Annotated in this window: 21 protein-coding genes; 10 read left to right on the forward strand and 11 right to left on the reverse strand. The window is 50.6% G+C overall.

The annotated features are described in order from the left end of the window. Nucleotides 1-256: 256 nt before the first annotated feature. The 4 genes from C2M35_RS11485 to C2M35_RS11500 all read left to right on the forward strand — a co-directional run bounded on the left by C2M35_RS11485 (nucleotide 257) and on the right by C2M35_RS11500 (nucleotide 6240). Nucleotides 257-496, forward strand: a complete 240-nt coding sequence (locus C2M35_RS11485) for a hypothetical protein (RefSeq protein WP_105201323.1) — start codon at nucleotides 257-259, stop codon at nucleotides 494-496. A gap of 172 nt (nucleotides 497-668) precedes the next feature. Further along, the gene (locus tag C2M35_RS11490; protein ID WP_105265391.1) at nucleotides 669-1886 is read left to right on the forward strand and encodes an exonuclease SbcCD subunit D C-terminal domain-containing protein; all 1218 of its coding nucleotides are present in this window, start codon (nucleotides 669-671) and stop codon (nucleotides 1884-1886) included. Then, entirely contained in the window at nucleotides 1876-5538 is a 3663-nt protein-coding gene (locus C2M35_RS11495) for an AAA family ATPase (protein WP_105265392.1), read from the forward strand. The genes C2M35_RS11490 and C2M35_RS11495 overlap by 11 nt, the downstream gene beginning before the upstream one ends. 36 nt (nucleotides 5539-5574) lie before the next feature. After that, nucleotides 5575-6240 (forward strand): class I SAM-dependent methyltransferase, encoded by a 666-nt coding sequence (locus C2M35_RS11500; protein WP_105265393.1) that lies wholly within the window; start codon nucleotides 5575-5577, stop codon nucleotides 6238-6240. Between the two features lie 6 nt (nucleotides 6241-6246). Here C2M35_RS11500 and C2M35_RS11505 read toward each other — a convergent pair whose 3' ends face one another. After that, the gene (locus C2M35_RS11505; protein ID WP_105265394.1) at nucleotides 6247-6777 is read right to left on the reverse strand and encodes a DUF6942 family protein; all 531 of its coding nucleotides are present in this window, start codon (nucleotides 6775-6777) and stop codon (nucleotides 6247-6249) included. A gap of 99 nt (nucleotides 6778-6876) precedes the next feature. Here C2M35_RS11505 and C2M35_RS11510 point away from each other — a divergent pair, with 99 nt between their 5' ends. Continuing rightward, a complete protein-coding gene (locus C2M35_RS11510) occupies nucleotides 6877-7401 on the forward strand; it encodes a lipocalin family protein (RefSeq protein WP_105265395.1) in 525 nt (174 codons plus the stop codon). A gap of 443 nt (nucleotides 7402-7844) precedes the next feature. After that, nucleotides 7845-8414, forward strand: coding sequence for a uracil-DNA glycosylase family protein (locus C2M35_RS11515; protein ID WP_105201316.1), 570 nt, complete (start codon nucleotides 7845-7847; stop codon nucleotides 8412-8414). 39 nt (nucleotides 8415-8453) lie between these two features. On the opposite strand, the gene C2M35_RS11520 is transcribed toward C2M35_RS11515, so the two are convergent. Then, complete coding sequence (locus C2M35_RS11520; protein WP_105201315.1) at nucleotides 8454-9005, reverse strand: TetR/AcrR family transcriptional regulator; 552 nt, start codon at nucleotides 9003-9005, stop codon at nucleotides 8454-8456. Nucleotides 9006-9136: 131 nt separating this feature from the next. On the opposite strand from C2M35_RS11520, the gene C2M35_RS11525 reads away from it, so the two are divergent. Next, complete coding sequence (locus tag C2M35_RS11525) at nucleotides 9137-9589, forward strand: HPP family protein (RefSeq protein WP_105258657.1); 453 nt, start codon at nucleotides 9137-9139, stop codon at nucleotides 9587-9589. Nucleotides 9590-9635: 46 nt separating this feature from the next. On the opposite strand, the gene C2M35_RS11530 is transcribed toward C2M35_RS11525, so the two are convergent. Next, entirely contained in the window at nucleotides 9636-10490 is an 855-nt protein-coding gene (locus C2M35_RS11530) for a carboxylate/amino acid/amine transporter (protein ID WP_105265396.1), read from the reverse strand. A gap of 135 nt (nucleotides 10491-10625) precedes the next feature. After that, complete coding sequence (locus tag C2M35_RS11535; protein WP_105265397.1) at nucleotides 10626-11204, reverse strand: short-chain dehydrogenase; 579 nt, start codon at nucleotides 11202-11204, stop codon at nucleotides 10626-10628. 183 nt (nucleotides 11205-11387) lie between these two features. On the opposite strand from C2M35_RS11535, the gene arfB reads away from it, so the two are divergent. After that, nucleotides 11388-11801: an alternative ribosome rescue aminoacyl-tRNA hydrolase ArfB gene (arfB, locus tag C2M35_RS11540; RefSeq protein ID WP_105265398.1), complete on the forward strand. Its 414-nt coding sequence runs from the start codon at nucleotides 11388-11390 to the stop codon at nucleotides 11799-11801. A gap of 14 nt (nucleotides 11802-11815) precedes the next feature. On the opposite strand, the gene C2M35_RS11545 is transcribed toward arfB, so the two are convergent. The 6 genes from C2M35_RS11545 to C2M35_RS11570 form a co-directional block, all read right to left on the reverse strand. Then, complete coding sequence (locus tag C2M35_RS11545; protein WP_158677970.1) at nucleotides 11816-12319, reverse strand: hypothetical protein; 504 nt, start codon at nucleotides 12317-12319, stop codon at nucleotides 11816-11818. After that, a complete protein-coding gene (locus tag C2M35_RS11550; protein ID WP_105265400.1) occupies nucleotides 12291-13316 on the reverse strand; it encodes a DUF2955 domain-containing protein in 1026 nt (341 codons plus the stop codon). The genes C2M35_RS11545 and C2M35_RS11550 overlap by 29 nt, the downstream gene beginning before the upstream one ends. A gap of 16 nt (nucleotides 13317-13332) precedes the next feature. Further along, a complete protein-coding gene (locus tag C2M35_RS11555) occupies nucleotides 13333-14412 on the reverse strand; it encodes an HlyD family secretion protein (protein ID WP_234000056.1) in 1080 nt (359 codons plus the stop codon). Continuing rightward, nucleotides 14409-14876, reverse strand: coding sequence for a MarR family winged helix-turn-helix transcriptional regulator (locus tag C2M35_RS11560; RefSeq protein ID WP_105213910.1), 468 nt, complete (start codon nucleotides 14874-14876; stop codon nucleotides 14409-14411). The genes C2M35_RS11555 and C2M35_RS11560 overlap by 4 nt, the downstream gene beginning before the upstream one ends. A 173-nt stretch (nucleotides 14877-15049) precedes the next feature. Continuing rightward, nucleotides 15050-15889 carry a DUF4198 domain-containing protein gene (locus C2M35_RS11565; RefSeq protein ID WP_234000057.1) on the reverse strand — a complete coding sequence of 280 codons (840 nt, stop codon included), beginning with the start codon at nucleotides 15887-15889 and terminating at the stop codon, nucleotides 15050-15052. Then, on the reverse strand, nucleotides 15886-16953 hold the full coding sequence (locus tag C2M35_RS11570) for a PepSY-associated TM helix domain-containing protein (RefSeq protein WP_105265401.1): 1068 nt from the start codon (nucleotides 16951-16953) through the stop codon (nucleotides 15886-15888). The genes C2M35_RS11565 and C2M35_RS11570 overlap by 4 nt, the downstream gene beginning before the upstream one ends. Before the next feature lie 138 nt (nucleotides 16954-17091). Here C2M35_RS11570 and C2M35_RS11575 point away from each other — a divergent pair, with 138 nt between their 5' ends. After that, a complete protein-coding gene (locus C2M35_RS11575) occupies nucleotides 17092-18018 on the forward strand; it encodes a LysR family transcriptional regulator (RefSeq protein ID WP_105265402.1) in 927 nt (308 codons plus the stop codon). Nucleotides 18019-18028: 10 nt separating this feature from the next. Here C2M35_RS11575 and C2M35_RS11580 read toward each other — a convergent pair whose 3' ends face one another. Then, entirely contained in the window at nucleotides 18029-18952 is a 924-nt protein-coding gene (locus C2M35_RS11580; protein WP_105201305.1) for an NAD-dependent epimerase/dehydratase family protein, read from the reverse strand. A 461-nt stretch (nucleotides 18953-19413) separates the two neighbouring features. On the opposite strand from C2M35_RS11580, the gene C2M35_RS11585 reads away from it, so the two are divergent. Then, nucleotides 19414-19803 (forward strand): hypothetical protein, encoded by a 390-nt coding sequence (locus tag C2M35_RS11585; protein WP_105265403.1) that lies wholly within the window; start codon nucleotides 19414-19416, stop codon nucleotides 19801-19803. Nucleotides 19804-19854: the final 51 nt, after the last annotated feature.

Here is a 19854-nt window from a genome sequence, read left to right on the forward strand (position 1 = left end):
ACAGATGGTTAGTTTTTAACTATTTACCTTATTCCTAATTGAGTTACAAAAAGTGTAAAGGGGGTTGCCAGTGAATTAAGAAAATAATTTCTGCAAAGGTTGCAATTGGTATTTAATTAATTTTAGAATCCCCCACTTTTTTAATTCGTGAACAATAAAAATGGACCTCGGCCAGCAAAATAATGCCAGGCGAGATATAAAAAAGCGATGGAATGTTCACTTGATTCGCACATAGCAAAGTGTATGTGGTGGTGCTATGGATTTTTATGTCCTTAAAAAGAAAAACGAGTTAATTGCTATTCCCGCCGATGAACAGCATTGTAAGCAGTACCTGGACAATGGCTACTTTTATATAGATAAGGTAGCTGCCTGTGACGAGCGCACGGCGATAAGTCATCTGCAAAGCAAATACCAACGTAGCATACGTATTCCCATGCTGGTTCTGGCCATTGCCATACCGATTTTGGTGATCACCTGGTGGCAATTTACCCATTAATACCAATTCACATAAATAGCCAACCATTCTAGCGGGCTAAATATCGTGCTCACGGCGTTTATCCAGCGCCATCTCTGATCACATACTTAACAGAATTGGTATAAAGCAATCGCCGCGATAACAAGTTTTCCATGATATAGTGAGGACATTATAAGTCTAATCACTTTATTTCATGCGCTTACTTCATACCTCTGATTGGCACCTTGGGCAGCTTTTCTACGAACATGAACGCATTGATGAGCATCAAGCGTTCTTAGCCTGGCTATTGACGCAACTGCGTGAGCAGGCTATCGATGTGCTGCTTATCAGCGGCGATATTTACCACACAGCGACGCCTCCTAGTCGCGCCGAAAAGCAGTTTTATCAGTTTATCGAAGCGGCAAAATCCGCTTGTCCTGAGCTGCAAATAGTAGTGATTGCCGGCAACCACGATTCCGCCAAGCGGATCACCACGGCTGAATCCTTACTGGCCCAGTTCGATACCCAGGTAATAGGTCATTATCAGCATCAGGCGCCGGAACTCAGTACGGTTAACATTACCAAAGGCGATCAGCAGTGCCTGATTTTAGCGCTTCCCTATTTGCGAGCCTGCGATATCCCCAGCGCCAGCCTAAGCTACAGCACAGCTGTGCAGCAAGCCTACAGCAGTATGCTGGACAACAGCGAGTTTGATGGCCAAACCAATGTGATTGCCATGGGCCACTTGCATGCTCGTGGTGCTGCGGTCAGTGAAGACTCCGAACGCGCTCTGGTGATTGGCGGTGAAGATGCCATAGGCGCGGATGTATTTCCGGCTGAGGCCAGCTATGTTGCCCTTGGTCACCTGCATAAGGCGCAGACGGTAAATGGTCAGGAACGTATTCGCTACAGTGGCACGCCCTTCGCTATGTCTTTTAGCGAGCGTCATTACCGTCATCAATGTCTGTTGGTTGAAGTCACCGATGGTGCCCTGCAAAGTGTCAACCCCCTTTACATTCCGACATTCAGAAAGCTGCATCTGCTTCCCGAGGGTGAGGTAGTGCCGCTTACAGAGCTGTGTCAGCAGCTGAGCGCCCTGCCCGGTGATAAGGCACAACCAGGTTATATCCGCGTGCGTCTATCGAGCAAAGAGCTGAGCACGGATTTTCGTGAGCAAATAGATGCAGCCCTTGCCGGGAAAAACCTGCTGTTTTGCGGCATAGAAAGGGTACGAACGCAGCAGCAATCAAAGCAGGATGAAGTGGAATTTCAGGATCTCTCGCAACTTGAACGACTCGATGCGGATCATCTGCTATCCGTTGCCCTTGAGGAGCACAGCGAGCTGAGTGAACAGGATCTCAATGATGAAATTAAGACCTTGTTTTCCCAGCTGGTTGCCGACGTTGAGCAGGAGCTAAACCATGAAGATTAATCGCCTGCAAATTCATAATCTGGCTTCCTTAGTGGATGCGGATATCGACTTTACCAAGGCCCCCCTGAGTGACACCGGCTTGTTTGCCATTACCGGCGATACAGGCGCAGGTAAAAGTACCCTGCTTGATGCCCTGTGTCTGGCCCTGTACGACAAAACCGCGCGACTTAGCAATGAGAATACTCAGAAGGTTGATTTCAATGGCGATAATGTGCGTCTGAACGACCCGCGGCATTTGCTTAGGCGCGGTACGGGTGTTGGCTGGGTTAAGGTCGACTTTAATGCCATAGACGGGCAGCAATATCGGGCCTTATGGCAGGTAACGCGCGCGCGTAAAAAAGCCCAAGGGCGGCTGCAAACACCAACCCATGTGCTTTATCACTTGCCCAGTGAGCAGCTGGTAAGCGATGCCAAGTCGGAAACAAAAAAGCTGATCGAGCGCTTAGTCGGCCTTAATTTTGATCAGTTTTCTCGCGCCGTGATGCTGGCGCAAAACGAATTTGCCGCCTTTTTACGGGCACAAGGCGACGAGCGCGCGGCGCTGTTAGAGCGCTTAAGTGGCACACAAAAGTACTCCCTCGTTGGTCAGCGGGTTTTTGAGGGCTACAAGGCTAAACTCAATGAAGTAACCTTGTTCCAGAGCAATATGAATGCCGTGCATTTGCTCAGCGACGAGGAACTTGCCGCTTTGCAGCAACAGCAGCGAGAACAGAATGCACTCCAGCAAAGCCTTAAACAACAAAGCGGTGCTTACCAGATGCAATTGCAGTGGTTTGCCAACGAACAAAGCATCACCGCCGAGCTGCAGAATTTGCAGACGCAACTGACTCAGGCCACCGAGGAGTTACACCTAGCCCAAGGTGCTTTTAAACAGGCTGAGCTCAGCGCCCGTTGTCGACAAATTAGCGACAATATAAATAATACCGAGCGCTTGAGACAGCGCTTACATCAAGATGAGCAGCGAATTGTTGCTTTGCAAGGCTCAGACGCTCAGGCTCAATGCGAGCAGGCGCAGCAGATACAGCAACAGGCCGCATCCATCTATAGTCAGGCTCAGGCTCGCCTGAGTGAGCAAAAGCCGGCGCTGCAGCAGGCCATTACCCTGGACGCTCAGGTACAGCAATTGCGCCAGGGATTAGCGCAGCAGCAAGAGCAAATAGTCGCTCAAAACCGCGAGCAGCATGAGCTACAAGGACAAGGTGCCAAGTTGCAACTTAGTGTCGAGCAATGCCAGGCGCAGTTACAACAAAAATTGACGCAGGCGAGCGCTCAACCCTGGCTTGTGGAGTTAGTAAAAAATCGCTCTCACTATCAGCATCTATGGCAGCCAATCACCTTGCATTCACAGCTCAGGGAACAAAAAAATACCCAGTTACAAGGGCATCAATCCGAGCTGACGAAACTTAACACTCGCATTGCGGAACTTACTGAGACGCTCACACGCATTCAGGAAAAAAACCTTGGCCAGGAGCAACGCATTGTGCAACTGGAACAAGAGCTACAACACCAGTCTCCTGGGGCATTGCAGCAAAATATAGGCAGGTGGCAACAGGGTCTGCAGCATTATCGTCGCTGGCACGACTTGGGGCTTAAAATTGCCCAGTGGCGCCAGCAACAAGCGCATAATCAAGGGCAATTGGCGCAGTATCAGCAGCAGTTGAACGAGCGTCAAACCCAGCTGCCACTCTTGCAGCAAGAGGTAGCCAATGCTGAGCAGGCCTATAATCAGGTGCAGTTGCGTGCCAGTGAAAAGATCAGTGTTTTACGTACTCAGTTAAATGCCGGCGAACCCTGCATGGTGTGTGGCTCCTGTGACCATCCTTTTGCAGTGGAAGCGGGCGAAAGCAGCCCCTTCGATGCCCTACTGACGGACTTTGCCGCCCAGCTTAAGCTGGCTAAAGATAATGTGGATCAGTATTTAACCCACTGCCATGAGCTACAAACCTCGGCCCGATTAGCCGAGCAAGAGCTTAGCACTCTAGCCGCAAGCCTTATTCAAGCCCAGCAAGAGCAAGACCAGTTAGGTGCGCAGTTGGCACACTTTTGCCCTGAGCAGGGGCTGGATAAGTTGGCCGAGCGATACTTTAGCGACCAATTGCAAAGCTTGAATGATCAGTACCAGGGCGCCACCGCACTTGAACAGGAGTTAGTAAAATTGCGATCTGCGTTGCAGCAAGGGCGAACGCTTGCCGAGCAACAACAGCAGCAACAGCGCCTGTGTGAGCAGCAAAGCCAGCACTTACAGCTACAGTATCAACGCCTTAGTGATGAACTTGAAGCTGAGCAGGAGCGCAGCCAGGACAGTATTGCGCAATTAAAAGCGGTATTTTGCGAGGCGCCTTGGTGGCGTGATGAGCCAGCGTACCTCGCCTCCTGCTGGCCACAGTTGCAATTGCAGCTGCAAGAGTATGATCAGGAACAGCTTAAAATATCGCAACTAGAACAACAGGTTAGTGATACTAAACTGGAGCTGGATCAGATTTTTACCAAGTTGTCTGCCTGCACCGCTCAACTGCAGCAATTAACGCGGCAAGAGCAACACAGTGGCGAGGAGATCAGGAATTTACTAACTCGTCGTCATGCCCTGCTCGCTCCCCAATTGCAGCCCCAGCAATTACTGCTTCAGCTTGAACAGGCCCTCGAACAAGGCGCTACTGGTCTGCAAGGGGCGCAGCAAGAATTGCAGCAGGCGCAAAGCAGGCTTGAGCGCGAACGCAATGAATATGAGCACTTGGTAAAAAATTGTTCTCAGTTACAGCAGGACTTAAGCGAACTGGAAATGGCCTTTAGTCATTGGTGCCGCGCCAATTTTGCTCCCGAAGACGAAATTGGCCGCGAGCAGATCCGAGTTTTACTAAGTCGCGATAGTGCTGAGGTTGATGCCCTGCTCGCTCAGCAGCAGACGTTGCAACAACAGCAGGTGCGCCTTGAAGCGCAATTGACACAAACGCAGCAGCGCCATAGTGCGCATCAGCAAGTGCGTCCAGAGCAAGCACAGAGTGATATAGAGGCACGCAAAGCGGCGCTTGATAATGACTATGAGCAGACTCAGCAAACACTGACTCTGATCGCCGCCAAGCTTGAGAATCACCGCCAGAATCTTGCCCAGCTGGCCGATCAGGCCGAGCAACTGCAGCAGTTACAAGCCCAGCTGAAGACCTGGGCCACCCTTAACAGCGCCCTGGGTGATGCGCAGGGTAAGCGTTTGCGTAATCTGGTACAAAGCCAGACTCTGACTATTTTGCTCGCCTATGCAAACCAACATCTGCACTCCTTGTCGAAACGCTATCGTCTTACCCGTATCCCTAATACCCTGGATATTGCCATAATTGATCAGGATATGGCGGATGAGCAGCGCAGCGTTAATACTCTCTCCGGCGGCGAATCCTTTTTGGTATCGCTGGCGCTGGCTCTGGGGCTCGCGTCCTTATCTTCGAACAAGGTGAAAATAGAGTCCTTGTTTATTGATGAAGGCTTTGGCACATTGGATGCTCAGACCCTGAGCGTTGCCATGGATGCGCTCGACAACCTGCAGGCGCAGGGGCGCAAGGTGGGGGTGATCTCCCACGTTGCTGAGCTCACGGAGCGGGTGGCCACGCAAATCAAGGTGGTAAAACGCCCAGGCGGATATTCGCAGATACGCTGTGAATGAGCTATAAGCTAAAAAGAGCCAAATTAAGGAACCATTATGCCCAGTTTTTTAGGTGACGAAGCCACTCACTACGACCAACGAATTCATCGCTTGGTGCCTGGCTACGATCTATTACAGCAGTTGACTCAGGCTCAGTGCCAGGCGGCGCTTAGCGAGGACGCTGAAGTGCTTGTGGTCGGCGTCGGTACCGGCTCTGAGATTCTGGCTCTAGCCAAGGCTAAACCTAAGATGCGTTTTGTCGTCCAGGATATTTCTGCCGATATGCTCAGCCTGGCGCAAAAGAGCTTCGAGCGGGCGGGGATCAGCGACAGGGTGCAGTGCCATTGTGGTAGTGTGGCGGAAATCGAAGGTAACTTCGATGCGGCCTTGTGTTTGCTGGTGCTGCACTTTGTCGCCGACAATGGCGATAAGGCCGACTTATTAAGTGCCGTACGCCAAAGGTTAAAGCCAAGTGCCTGGCTGTGGTTGGCGGATTTAATGAAGCCGCAAACGCCCTTCGAGCTAGACGCTCAGTTTGTCGTTTGCCAACAATTGGGACTGACTGATATAGGTGTAAAGCGCACCCGGCATAGCTTTGAACATGAGTTTTATCCGCTTGATCGTATTCGCCTTGCTGAGTTGTTGGATCAGACCGGCTTTGGTACTGCTCAGTGTTACTTTAAGGCCCTGGGCTTTACCGGCTATGCGATACGTTGCCAATAGCCTGATTTAGATGTAACCCGGAACCAGCTCCCGGATCAACTGGCAGAGCTTATCGATTTTTACATTGCTAAGCTGGCGATAGTCGAAATAAGGGCAGACCAAAACCCGGTTTGCCTGATCCACTGCAAACTCTTTGTCCAGCCAGATCAGATTTATACCAAGTGAGGGCTGTGTAGCCAGCTCCTGAGCATAGGTGCGACCGGCGATCACATGCAGGGCAGGGCTATTAAACTCGGGCGTACTGAACAACAAAGCCGTATTGCTGTGCTGGCGCAGCAGCAATTGATCCCGCAGTTGTTGCCAGCTTTGAAATTCCCCCAATCTCCCTTGCGCACCGTGCAAGGCAAACAGCCACTTGGCGTAGACATTAAACACCTTACGCCAGCCGTTGCCTGCTTCGGCATTGATCTTCTCTATGGCCTCTTTGTCTAAAGGCAACACGGTGTGCAGTTGTTGAAACTCAACAAGAGGAGGGCGATTTTTCACATAAACGCGGATGGCAGCATCGGCGGCACCAAATCCTATAGCCTGCGGCATTATTTTCGCCTTGTTGTTAGTAAAATAGCGATCCAATTATACCCATGACTGCGTACTCATCTAAAGTGATTACTAAGACTTATAAGCAAAGGAAAAACAATGAAAATCACCATAACTAATAAGATCATTATTTTACTAACCCTGTTACTGAGCGCCTGTACTTCCATGCCTGAGCAGGTAACGCCAGTGACTCCATTTGAGCTTTCCCGCTATAGCGGAACCTGGTATGAAATTGCCAGAATGCCGCATTCCTTTGAAGAAGGACTGTCAAAGGTCACCGCAACCTATAGCATAAATGACGATGGCTCGGTAAAGGTCTTAAACAAGGGTTTTAATGCCGAAACGGGGCAGTGGGCCAGTGCCCAAGGTAAGGCTAAATTTGTCGATGCGAGCGATGTTGGGCACTTAAAGGTATCGTTTTTTGGTCCCTTCTATTCCTCGTATGTGGTATTTAAGCTCGACCAGGAAGCATATCAATACGCTTATATCAGCGGCTATAACACAGACTATGCCTGGCTTTTGGCGAGAACACCAAACGTTGATCCGGCCCGTGTTGAAGACTTCAAAAGAGAATTAGCTGCGCGAGGCTTTGCTGTTGAAAAACTGATTTTGGTGTCGCAGTAAGTAGTAGAGGGGATCGGTATAAAGTTGTAAAGGGGGTTTACAGATCATTATTTTACCAAGTGAGGCTTGTTGAGTTAGTAAAATATTGATCTTCACCCTGGGCATAAGCAGGATAAGGGCAGTTGCTTAGATAAATTCGGTTAAAGAGATCCAAGAGGTGCTGTCGCTTTCTATAAGCGAAGGGGGTTATACGCAGGCAACTACCCGTAAAACAGGTTTTATAGCCATTTTTGCTATCTATTTAGCTGCCGATCAGCGGCTTTGCCCCTGATCAGTTGGTAAAAATCTGATCTGTGTTGAGATCAATATTTTACTAACTAGGTCATCAAGTTAGTAAAACTATGATCCCAATAATAACAATACCTTGTATTGCCAGCCTATTTTGCTTGTCGCTGTCCCGCGCTATCAGCTAGGCTGTAATAAAGCCTTTGATCAGCCTACGCATGGATTTACTCGATAAAATACGCGCCTGCACCTTGTGCAAGGCGTATCTGCCCTTGCCGCCCAAACCCGTGTTGCAACTTCACTGTGATGCAAAAATACTGATCGCCGGACAGGCGCCGGGGATCCATGCCCACAATGCCGGACGGCCTTTTGACGATGCCAGTGGTGTGCGGCTGAGACAATGGTTGGGGGTAACGGAGGAGGACTTCTACGATGCGCACAAGTTTGCCATTGTGCCCATGGGATTTTGCTATCCTGGCACAGGTAAACAAGGCGATCTGCCGCCGCGTCCTGAATGTGCTGCAACCTGGCGTGAGCAGGTGCTTGAGGCCTTACCACAACGGCAACTGACCCTGGTGTTAGGCCAGTATGCCATGCGTTATCATTTGCAAAAACGCTATAAAACCGTCACAGCTGCGGTACAGGACTGGCGTAGCCAATGGCCGGATACGCTGGCGCTTCCCCATCCTAGCCCGCGTAATAATATCTGGCTTAAGCGCAACCCCTGGTTTGAACAAGAGCTCTTACCGGAGCTGAAAACCCGCGTTGCTACAGTCCTGGCGCAATAGTTTCCTTAAATCACTAGATCTTTAGCATTCGCTCCAGGGCTAGGCTTGTTGCAACAAACCTAGTGCGGCTTGCTTGCCATTGGCAGCGATGCGTTCGCCTTCGCCATAGGTCGCTTTTACTATGGCTCCTTCAACGAGCAGGGCGATTAATGGGGCTTTGATTACTAACTCTGGGGTAAGCAACGTCGCGATAAAGGCTTCCACTTCGGCTTTATGCGCTGCGCAATGGCGCAAAATCTCGGTATGGCTGGCATCAAACTCGCCTTGGCTATTAATAAAAAAACAGCCTCGGTAGGCGCCTAACGCCTGCACTTCACCGCTAAACCATAGCGCTAAGGCGTCGAATAGGGCGGCGATTTTCTGCTCTGGCTCCTGGCCTTGAACGGCGCCGCTAAGCCAGTGCATAAAATTGTGATGGCGCACGTCTAGGGTGGCAAGGATCAGCTCATCCTTACTATTAAAGTGATGATAGAGGGTCTTTTTTGCTACACCGGATTCGGCTAATACCTGATTAATGCCGACGGCGCGTATGCCGTGGCGATAAAAAAGCGTCAACGCCGTGTCTATCAGCACCTGCCTTTTGTCTTGCATGATTCAGTTCCTACAGCTTGCGGCGCTGATATCTGGCGCCGAATGAAAATAGCTTGACACAGGTAGACCGTATTGTCTACCTTAAAAAGTAGAACGAGCTGTCTACTTAAAGGGAAAAGGAAGTGACTACAATGATAAAGCACGTTATCGCTGGCTTTGGTGCGGCCATAGCAATCGGGCTATTGGCCTATTTGGATAGTTTAAACACGCAAATGCTGTGGTTGATGGCGCCCTTTGGCGCCACGACAGTGCTGGTATTTGGTGTGCCTAATAGCCCATTAGCCCGGGCAAAAAATGTTATTTTGGGGCATCTTGTCACCGCATTTATTGGCGTGGTATTTAGTTTGTATGCGCCTATCACGCCCCTAAGCATGGCCATAGCGACGGGACTGGCGGTGAGCTTGATGTTGGTGAGCGATACTACCCATCCTCCTGCCGGTGCTAATCCCGTGCTGATCATGCTGGCGCAACAAGGCTGGATGTATTTGTTGTCGCCGGTTTTGATCGGCGCCGTGTTAATCGTGCTCCTGGCCTCAATTCAGCGCCGGGTAGTGGCGCGTTTTGAGGCCTTACCCCAGCATTAGGGTGTGAGCGGCCAATAAAAAGGGGGGGTAAACCCCCTTGCCAAATTCAGCTTTGCTTGTTGAAGTACTTTTCGTTAAGTACCAGCGCCGCCATAATGATGCCGCCGCCTAAGGTGAGGCGCCAGATATCGGCGTCGCGGTTCCATATCAATACATTTACCAGGATCCCCGCTGGGATAAGCAGGTTGTTCATCACCGCTAGGGTACCGACATTGACCAGGGTCGCGCCCTTATTCCAGGCAAAATACCCGAGCCCGGAGGCGACCAAACCGAGATAAACCAAAACCGTCCATTGCGTCGTCGTTTGCGGCAGCGCTGTGGTATCGCCAAACAGGGCATAACAGCTTAAGGCCACCACCAAAGCGCCAATATAAAAACAGGCAAATATTTGATGCTGAGCCAGGCCTGGGTTTTGAGCCATAAGGCGTTTATACAGCACCTGACCGCTGGCAAAACACAGGTTTGCCGCCTGGACTATGGCAAAACCAAGGACAAAGCCCTGATTAATGCCATCGAAGCGAATAGCCACGGCGCCGACTATGGCCAGCAGCGCTGCCATAAAAAAGCCTGGGTTAAAACGTCCGTCCAAGGCATCGTTGAGCAAGGTGACATACAGGGGCGTCATTACAGTAAATAGCAGCACTTCCGGCACGGTTAAGTACAAAAAGGAGTGATAGTAAAACGCGTACATCAGGCCTAATTGCACCGCACCTATGGCCATCAGCTTGCACGTCATAGCAAGTGTCAGTTGAGGCAGGCGTAAAAAGGGTAGAAATACCAAGGTCGCCAGGGCGATACGTGTCAGCACGGAAAACCAGGGATCAACCTGACCGGCCAGATACACGCCAATCAGGCTAAATGAAAATGCCCACAGCAAGGTGGTGGCGAGAAGATAGGTCATAAGGAGTTATTATTACCATTGTCATGGCGCTATTATGACGCGGAAGACGGAGACTGCGAAGAGGGGAGGGAGTTTTGTTTAAAAGGGTGCTGAAAATAGGGCGTAGACAGGCGCCTACGCCTTTTTTTGCGGGTACTATTGTACGTAGGCGCTAAACAGCTGCTGCAGCTGTGGCATATATTCGCTGACAATAGCGAGGTTGTTGTCGCTAATCTCTTCCTTGCTCGCCTCATTGGCCTTGCCCAGGGCGCCTAGGAGCGAATTGCTGTCGCTGCTCTTGCTGCCGGAGAGGCTTTGCAGACCACCCATTACCTGGTCTACACGCTGCTGGTTTTCGGCAGAAAGGCTGCCTTTCATATTGGCCAGGTAGGCGCTGCTGATCTCACTGCCCACGCTGATAAGCTGCTCTGGAGTAAAGCCATAAGCGCTTAGCATGGTGGCAAACTCCTGATACATGCCGTTGTCTTTTAACATGGTGATAGCGCTGTTCATCATGGCATTATTCGTTGTGCTCGCATCGCCTTCTTGTTCCTGTTGGGCGCCAAGCAGGGCACCAGCGTCAATACCGCCCTGGTAATCCGCCCAATCGGTCACCGTGGGAGCGGCTTTAAGAAATTTTTCTACGTCCGCAGTGGTAAGCTCCAGTGCCCATGCCTGAGCCGAGCTAAGCGCCGCAGATGCGGCCAGGGTAAGTGCGATAAATATCTTTTTCATTGTTATCTCCATTAATAAATCTTGATTTGCGTCGCGCTCGTCACCATTTTAGAGTGGAAGCCTATTTGGATTACACTGATTGGGTCACATTGACTGGGTCACATTGACTCTATGATAGACTCTAAAGGCGATGATAATAGGCTAGAGCCTTTAAGCTAAGATGAACAGCTAATTGAACAAGTAATGCTACAAATTTCCAACTCCGTAACCATAGATGAATGGGAAGTCGAACTCAGTGCGATCCGCTCACAAGGAGCCGGAGGCCAGAACGTCAATAAGGTGGCGACAGCCATTCATTTGCGTTTCGATATCAAGCGCTCAAAACTACCTGACTTCTATAAAGAGCGGCTCTTGGCGTATCGCGACAGCCGTATCACCAAGGACGGCGTCATAGTGATCAAGTCGCAAAGTCACCGCACCCAGGAGCAAAACCGCGAAGAAGCCTTGCAGCGCTTAAAGGAGCTTATTTTGGCCGCTACCAAGGTGGAAAAAAAGCGCCATGCTACCAAGCCTACCCGCAGCTCTCAGCGCAAGCGGGTCGACCAAAAAGTGCAGCGTGGGCGCACCAAGGAATTAAGGAAACTGCCAAAGATCTAAGGCCCTCACCGGCCTTAAGTCACAATCTCAACGTGCGGCATGTTTTGTTGAATATAGGCTTTTAAGTCGTCCAAATAACTGCCGTCGAACACCAGCTGCACCTGGCCGCCACTATTGTAGGCAAGCTTGAACAGTCCCTTATCATCGCAGCGCTCAATCACCACCTTATGCACTTCATAAATTGGCAAAGCGACCTTACCCACTTTGAGAAGCTGCCCTTCAACTTTTATTTTTGCCAAAGGGTTAGTGGCATTTATCTGAGGTGAAGAAAAATTGAGGCGCAAAATTAGCGCCAAGTTGGCGAGCATGGCTAGAGCGAACAGCAGATTACTCCCACTGATAAAGCTTCCAATCAAAGCGCATACGGCCACTGCAGCAATAGCGTATACCCACCAAGATTTCTGTTCCTGTTTTAAAGAGACCCTGTGCATCATCATCCTTGTTGTCCCTGTTTTAGCGTAATTGTAACCTCGAATTCCTAAAATAACCTTAAAAATAAGTATGATGGCGCGTCGCACTAAAGCGGTTGAGAAAATGATGTATTAAATAGACCAGGCATAGGCTGACGGCTATGGCCACGCAGACCGAGCTAAAGCGATACAGGGCGCTGTAGATTAAATCCTGATCCGGTGCCAAAGATTGGCCGAACAAAATACCGAAGGTGGTGATCACACCAAAGCCAATACCCGGCAGTCCACCGCCAAGCACATGGTAGCGACTGAACACAAAGGTTAAGATCCATAGCACCAAGATCGGAAACAATAGAATCTGGCTGTAGTTAAACAGCAGAATTTGCGCCCCTAATGCCAGGTTACAGCCTATCAAGGTGCCAATGATACGCTGCCAGCCCGCCATGCCCGCCGCCTTCCAACACAGCGGCAGGAGGATCAGGATAGAGGCGGCCTGAGCCGATACCGAGTCTTGTAAGTCCAAAACCTGAAAAGTAATAAAAGACATTGTGGTGACGCTGGCACACAAAAGCACTTCATGGCGTACGCTGGCATTGTCTTTCGCTGGACGCTGAGGCAGGGTGCGTGGCGCTACGTCCGGGAACAACCAGTGCATCAAATAGGCGCTGCCCAAACTGACACTTACGGCCAAGACATTGCTAAAAATAAGCTCATACAGGTCCATGCCCGCAGGGCTATAACTGGCGAAATGCCACTGAATCGACAACCCCACCACGCTGAGCGCGCCGAATAAGAAATTCACGCCACGACTCATCTGGTAAAACAAAAAGGCAAAGACCAAAAATGCCGCCAGCGACATGAGCACAGGGTGAAACCCCAGCAGACCTTGCACCATAAGAACTGCAAAGGCACAAAAGAGCGCGCTGGCGACAAACTGGCGGGCAATATGGGCGTTGATTACAGGTACCATTCCCAGCAGCAGCATGGGGTAAACGGTAAAAAAGATGCCCATAGGCCAGTTGAACAGCTTACTCAGTGTAAAACCCAGGGTCGCACCACTGGCGATACGCAGCATTTGTCGAACATCGTTGGCAGTAAGCGTCATAATTCCACCTCATCCATCAATAGATGTAGTGCATCAGGCTGACGAATTTAATTTGCACCTTGGCGAGGGCGGCACGAATACCGCCGTCGGGAATAATCTGCACCGTAGCGCGGGAGCCGCTTGGTAAGTAGGTTAATTTAGCGCTCGATTGCGGCTCAAGTTGCAAATGGATGCGCTGGCGCTGTGCGTCGCGTACCCAGCGATTTGACGTTTCTACCTGAGCTAAGGCGCCGTTAGCATTAAGCTGACCATCGCTGGAGCCGGCGGCAAATTCGCTGACATGGGCGCTAAAAACCTGACCGGGCAGGGCGTCGAAGCTCACCAGGGCGGTCTTGCCAACACGCACATGGTAGAGCGACTTTTCGCGAAAATCGGCGGCCAGATCCAGGCTGTTGGCAACCAGGCCTGTCATGGCCATGCCAGCCTTGGCATAGGTGCCTGTGGTCACCTGCAGGTTGCTGATCACGCCATCATGGGGCGCTAGTACCTGGGTATAGCTTAGGTTCAATTGGGCCTGGGCCAGAGCATTTTTGGCCTGTTGCAAGGCAACATTGTTGTCGCCGTGGTCGCCACGCTTGATTTTGGCAGCCTGGATTTTCGCTTTAATGGCACTGACCTGGGCCTTGGCGGTGGCCAGGCCGGCGGTAATTTCATCGCTTTGCTGCTCGGAAATCGCCTTGCTTGCGAGCAGAGCGGCGCTGCGCTTGTGTAAGCGTTGCTGTTCATTGAGCCTGGCCTTAGCGGCGCTTAAATCTGCGTTTAGGGCGCTGATGTCGGCATCGAGCTGCTGGTTTTGCAATTGTACCTGTGCCAGAGCTAACTCGGCCTGCTGCACTGCTAACTCGTAAGGGCGGGGATTAATGCGCATCAACAACTGGCCGGCTTTTACCGGCTCGTTATTACTTACTTCCACCGCCACAATATCGCCGTTTACTTGGGGTGTGATCTGGGTTACCTGATGGTACACCCGCGCTTGGGGAGTCATCGGCATATAAAGGTCGGCGACGATAAAATAGCCAAAACACAGGATAAAAAAGCCGATGGCGATTTTTACGTATCGGGCAAATTGTTGATCTGGGGTGCGGGGCTGGCTCACAACTGCTCCTCCTGTATTAAATTAAGGGCATTTTCTTCAAGTTGGATCAGGCCTTGGGCAAGGCCGTTGAGTTGCTCGTCGCTGAGGTTCCTATAGAGCTGAGTTTTAATCTCGGCAATACGGGCGCGCAACAGCACCATTTGCTGGTGTCCTTGCTCGGTAAAATACAGGCGTCGACAACGTTTATCCTGACTATCGACTCGGCGTTCGATAATCTCACTTTGCTCCAACTGCTTAAGGGTGCGCGTCAGGCTTGGCATTTCGAGCCCCAAATTAGTCGCTAACTCATGCTGAGTACAGCCCTCACCTAGGTGCTGGATATACATCATGGCCGTCCACCTTGGCTGGGTAAAACCCAAGGGCTCCACCGCCACCGTGATCGCCTGCCGGCAGATACGGTGAACGCGACCCAGTTGCCCACACAGGCTTAAATCCAGGGTTTCATGAAAAGGGGTATCGGACATGAGCAACAATTCCAAATTAGTTAGCGTGCTAATTAGTTTAATTTAGTTAGCATGCTAAGTAAATATTGTTTACTGCTTAAATCTATGTGCTAAGGCTAGCTTCTTGAAAGGAAAATAAAAAAAGGGCTCTCAGGAACGCTGTAAAGCCCGTTTACATAGCCAGTTATTGCTGCTTAAAGGGGAAGCACCTCGAATACCACCACATAGCTGCCGCGGCGCATGGTCGCCGGTGCCTTGCCTTGATTGTCCTCATATTCGGCTTCGAGCCAATACATGCCCGGCTCGCTAAACTCCAGGGTGAATTTACCGTTTTGGTCGGTGCTGAGTTCGGTAGCCACCTGTTGATCGCGATAGCGCTCATCCTGACGTACCAGGGTTATGGTCGTGCCCGGTGCGGCTTCGCCATCCATTAGAAACTGCATGTCAGCCGCTTCTCCCACGTATAAATCGTTGGGGTGGGTGAGGGCGTTGAGTTCCAGACCTTGCCCCGTAGGCTCAAGGGCCAGTGTATTCGGTGCTCCTAAGGTGACAAAGGTTTCCATGCGGCGCGCTACCTCACTGACCTGAAGCTCCTTCGCATTTTTGGGTACCTGCTCGGCGAATTGCTCCACCGTGCCTGTTTTTCCGCGTCCAGGCCACCTTTGCTCTTGCCCTTGAGCGTCGACCCAGCGCGCCATGAGGGAGCGGCTGGCATTAAATACCCGATAGGTACCGGCGTTGGTCAGGTGCAGGTCAAACACGCTGCGATAGCGCAGTTTGGCGCTGTTTTGCAGGGCCACCGATTTGCCATCGGGTCCCACGGCCAAGAGGCGTTGCAGTGGATAGGCATGATGATCCGGATTGAAAATACCATTGGCTATGGCCGCATCGAAGGTGATCCAGGCCTCATCGCCGGATACTACTGTGGTGTTGGGTTTTAGCCAGGCGCGGTGGGCGTGGGCGTTGTTTCCGAATAAAACGCTGGCACTTAGGCTGGCGCAGATAATAAGGGATGATAATTTAACTAGCTTCACAGCTTGGGCTCCATGGTTAGGGTAATAGTGCCGAGCTCGTGCTTTCCTTGCTCGGTGAGAGTGATTGATTCGTCGCTGGGCAGGGCGATGGGTATTTGCACTAATTCACGACCACCCAGTTCACGGGCCGCTTCAATATTCAGGCTGTAATTGCCATTCGGCAGGGCTTTTATATCCGTCATAAAAGGGCTTAAATCCAGTGTTACCGTGCCCGGTCGGCGAGTGGCGCCGGTTACACCATCTACCGGTAGGCTTAGGCTGCGGCCGCTGCGACGCCACCATAGGCGTAAATCTTTAAGCCATTTCTCGCCTTCGCGGTCGGCCATTTTGGTGTCGTACCAATGCGCCAGGTTTATCACCGCCTTGCCTTGCTCGTCGGCCAGCCAAATGGCGACATAGGGCGGGTGATACTCGGCCACCGTCAGTCTGGGGATCTCCACCTCTAGCTGGCTTTTTTGCGCCGCGTGCGCGGGTATGGCCAGTACCAAAGCGGGAATGCCAAGCCCCGCCAGTACCAGGGGCCAGGTTGACTTGCGGCCCTTGGCATAGCGTTTAAGCAGCAGCAATCCGGTGAGTGAAAAGACGATACAGGCAATGGAGAAGAGATCGAGAAACAGACTCCACCAGATACCGGTGTTGCGGCCCTTATGCAGGTCGTTGAAATAAGCGACCAGGCCACGATGTGTCGCTTCCTGGTAAAACTCTCCGGTGTCCAAAGCTACGGTAAACCAGCGGTCACTGCCCGCATTCGGCATGGCGACGTAGAGCTCAAAGTCGCTCCACTGTATTTGCGCATTGGCGGCTAACCTTTGCTTGGTTTGCCGCGTATACCAGGTGGCAAAACTTTGTGGCAGTTGCTCGCGCTGATTGGTATTTACAAGCTGGGTTAGTATCGCATCGGGTACCTGGGCTTCGACTTGCGTTACCTGCGCCTGGCTTTCAATGCTGCCGGCGTGATTAAGGGTGATACCTGTGATGGCGAACAACAACATGCCGATAAGGCATACCGCCGAGCTTATCCAATGCCAGGCTTTGAGATCCCAAAGCTTACTGCGTTTAGTCACGTATTTACTCCAGTTCGACGTGGCAATTTTTACGTCCAAATAAAAGAAATGATATTCATTATCATTTAATGTTATGATGTCGCCATCTTAGGAGCAATTGGATTTTACTTAAAGCTGATATAAGTAACGCTTAACATTATGAATTCTAAAATAACTCGCGCCTTGCAAGTGTTTGTGAAAACGGTTGATGCGGGCAATATGAGTCACGCTGCGGCACAGCTGAATATGACGGCTTCGGCGGTGAGTCAGCAGATCACCAAGTTAGAGCAGGACATAGGTTTAAGCCTGTTTAATCGTAATACCCGTAAACTGACGCTGACCGAGGCGGGGGAAATTTATTACGCCTCGGCGGTGCAATTACTGGCCACCGCCGAATTGGCACAACAGCAGTTGGAGCAGTTACAGCACACGCCTTCGGGGCGGCTGAAAATTGTTGCGCCCATTGGCTTTGGCGGCGGCCTGTTGAGCCAGCCCATTAAGCAGCTCACGGATCGTTTTCCCAAAGTTGAGCTGCAATTAACTCTGACCGATGAACCCTTCGATATTATCGCTGCAGGGGTTGATCTTGCTATCTGTATAGGCCCTTTACACGACTCAACATTAATTGCCCGACACCTGGCCGACTGGCAGCTGATCCCCTGTGTAAGCAGTGCCCATCCGCTGGCGCAAACAGGCTCAGAGAACCCGCAAGCCCTGACTGCGCACACCCTCATTGGCCATGTCAACTCTAAGCGTTTGGCCCTGGCGTTAACCCATGAGCACAGCGGGGAAAGCTGCTCTTTGGATGAGCCCAGATTGATGGTCAATAACATGCAGACGGTGATCCAGCTAACCTTGGATGGCATAGGTTATGGCATGCTGCCAGAGCCGGAGGTGCGCCATCTAATCGCCGCAGGCAAGCTCAAGCGCCTATGCCCGCAGTGGCATTTACCCCATTACAGCGTGTACGCGGTCACCCCTCACCGCGATGCGGTGGCGGCCAAAACCCGCGCCGCCATCGACAGTCTGCGCACCTGGTTTGAACAGGTGTCTAATGATCCGGACTTGTTTGTGGGAGCAAGCTAGAAGGAGACCTTTACCCTTGCACCAAGGTAGTACGAATGCCCTGCTCATAGGGAGTCACTGCAAAATCGGGGAAGCGGGCTTTAAACTTGTCTGAGACAAAAATATTGTCTGTGGTGTAGCGCGGCAGCAGCTCTTTTGTTTCCCTCAGCTGTTTATTAAACAGGCTGACGAGGCTATGTTGCAAGCCTCTTAGCACCTTGTAGCAGCATGGCTTGCCAAGCACCCGCGCGGCGGTGGCGATAAATTCTTTGTAGGTCAGGCGAGTATCATCGCAGGGCAGGTGCCAGGTTTGGCCATACGCATCCTCGGTGTTGCCTAACAGCGCCATGGCACGGCTGGCGTCGGGCGTGTAAATTAGGGTACGCAAGGTATCATCACGTAAGAATACCAAGGCCTGCTGGTTGGCGCGTAACTTATCTAAGACGGTCGCATTGGTAATACTTTGCGTTTTCCCCGGCCCATAGAACTCAGGCGCTCGACAGATCATGGCCTTAACTTCACCTTTTTGCATCGCTTCTAACAGCATGGTGGTGATCTGCGCCCGCACGCGGCCTTTGGCTCCATAAGGTTTAAACGGCGCGTCTTCCGTTTGTGGCACATTGTTTTGCTCATACATATAGGTGTTGTCGAAATACACCAGCTTAGCGCTGTGAGTCGCACAGGCCTTGATGACATTGGCCATCATAATCGGCCATTGTTGCACCCAAATAGCAGAGTCGATGGGCAGCCCCGCAGTGAAATACACTATGCTGGAGCCCGCAATCGCGTCATGCGTTTGCTGGGCGTCTAATAAGTCGGCACTGAGCAGCTCATCCGTCGGGTTTATCTTGCTTGGACTGCGGCTAACAAGGCGTATTGCCTGGGTATGCTCTTGGTATAAGGCCTTCGCCAGTTCAGTACCAATTTGCCCACTCGCTCCAAGTATGGTTTGCATAAGATGCTCCGCGATTGTGTGAATATGGCTATCACTCTAACCTTAAAGTTAACTTTAATGTCAAACGTAAATATGAATAAGGTATGGAGGGGGAGCAAAGATTAACTGGGACGCCGGGAAAGGAGAGGTTAGTTATGGTGAATATGGTTTTGTCTCTGAGACTGTTTTGAGCGACATATCGTCTTTCATCCTTCCACCGAAATTACTGTTTATACATCCATAATCCTTGAGTTTCTCCCATAGTCAGGAAAACGACCCAATGGGTCGTTTTTGTCGTGTCCACGTTTATAGCAACTTAGCGTAACTTCAATGCTGGTAAGTACTTTCTAAATTTGCTATCAATGGTCATAGGACAAAAACGAGACAGATTGCGGCAGAAAAACGACCCAATCGCTCGATATTAAATTGTTAGCTTCTCGATTAAATTAATTTCTTCGTACATTTAGGGGATCATTATTTATATGAAATCCATAAACTTAAAATCTGAAATTTTTATAATGGTATTAGTTATGCCATTAGCATTTTTTATTTCAACTGGCTTGATCAGCGACACCAAAGAACTGGGTTTAAATTATTTTTTGACGTGCTTTGTCTCTGTAACGTTTGGAATTTTATTAGGTGCTGGTTTTTCCAACTATGTTCTAAGTAAAATTCGTAAAATTAAGTTCTTCCCTTTTTTCGCATGGTTAATAAGCCTTGCGGTTGGCATTATGTTAGGTTTTATAACACTTGCGTTTGTTGAGACTCGTGTAAGTATTATTGGCAGTACCGAGCTTATGATTGGCTTTTTTATAGCTGCTTGGATTCAATCACTAAAATCACAAGCAAATAGTAACCACAAGAGTGCTTAATTGAGCTTGAAGTTGGCAGCTAACAAACGCAATCACAGCGGGCTTTCAGCC

This window comes from Pseudoalteromonas sp. T1lg76 (assembly GCF_002964725.1).
Taxonomy (GTDB): Bacteria; Pseudomonadota; Gammaproteobacteria; order Enterobacterales; family Alteromonadaceae; genus Pseudoalteromonas.

Excerpts from the sequence above, each read along its gene's own strand:
- C2M35_RS11530 (WP_105265396.1), bottom strand. The coding sequence starts at position 10,490 with ATGACCTATCTTCTCGCCACCACCTTGCTGTGGGCATTTTCATTTAGC.
- C2M35_RS11520 (WP_105201315.1), bottom strand. The coding sequence starts at position 9,005 with ATGCAAGACAAAAGGCAGGTGCTGATAGACACGGCGTTGACGCTTTTT.
- C2M35_RS11580 (WP_105201305.1), bottom strand. The coding sequence starts at position 18,952 with ATGCAAACCATACTTGGAGCGAGTGGGCAAATTGGTACTGAACTGGCG.
- C2M35_RS11550 (WP_105265400.1), bottom strand. The coding sequence starts at position 13,316 with ATGACGCTTACTGCCAACGATGTTCGACAAATGCTGCGTATCGCCAGT.
- C2M35_RS11515 (WP_105201316.1), top strand. The coding sequence starts at position 7,845 with ATGGATTTACTCGATAAAATACGCGCCTGCACCTTGTGCAAGGCGTAT.
- C2M35_RS11535 (WP_105265397.1), bottom strand. The coding sequence starts at position 11,204 with ATGAAAAAGATATTTATCGCACTTACCCTGGCCGCATCTGCGGCGCTT.
- C2M35_RS11490 (WP_105265391.1), top strand. The coding sequence starts at position 669 with ATGCGCTTACTTCATACCTCTGATTGGCACCTTGGGCAGCTTTTCTAC.
- arfB (WP_105265398.1), top strand. The coding sequence starts at position 11,388 with ATGCTACAAATTTCCAACTCCGTAACCATAGATGAATGGGAAGTCGAA.
- C2M35_RS11485 (WP_105201323.1), top strand. The coding sequence starts at position 257 with ATGGATTTTTATGTCCTTAAAAAGAAAAACGAGTTAATTGCTATTCCC.
- C2M35_RS11505 (WP_105265394.1), bottom strand. The coding sequence starts at position 6,777 with ATGCCGCAGGCTATAGGATTTGGTGCCGCCGATGCTGCCATCCGCGTT.
- C2M35_RS11510 (WP_105265395.1), top strand. The coding sequence starts at position 6,877 with ATGAAAATCACCATAACTAATAAGATCATTATTTTACTAACCCTGTTA.
- C2M35_RS11525 (WP_105258657.1), top strand. The coding sequence starts at position 9,137 with ATGATAAAGCACGTTATCGCTGGCTTTGGTGCGGCCATAGCAATCGGG.
- C2M35_RS11560 (WP_105213910.1), bottom strand. The coding sequence starts at position 14,876 with ATGTCCGATACCCCTTTTCATGAAACCCTGGATTTAAGCCTGTGTGGG.
- C2M35_RS11495 (WP_105265392.1), top strand. The coding sequence starts at position 1,876 with ATGAAGATTAATCGCCTGCAAATTCATAATCTGGCTTCCTTAGTGGAT.
- C2M35_RS11585 (WP_105265403.1), top strand. The coding sequence starts at position 19,414 with ATGAAATCCATAAACTTAAAATCTGAAATTTTTATAATGGTATTAGTT.
- C2M35_RS11575 (WP_105265402.1), top strand. The coding sequence starts at position 17,092 with ATGAATTCTAAAATAACTCGCGCCTTGCAAGTGTTTGTGAAAACGGTT.
- C2M35_RS11500 (WP_105265393.1), top strand. The coding sequence starts at position 5,575 with ATGCCCAGTTTTTTAGGTGACGAAGCCACTCACTACGACCAACGAATT.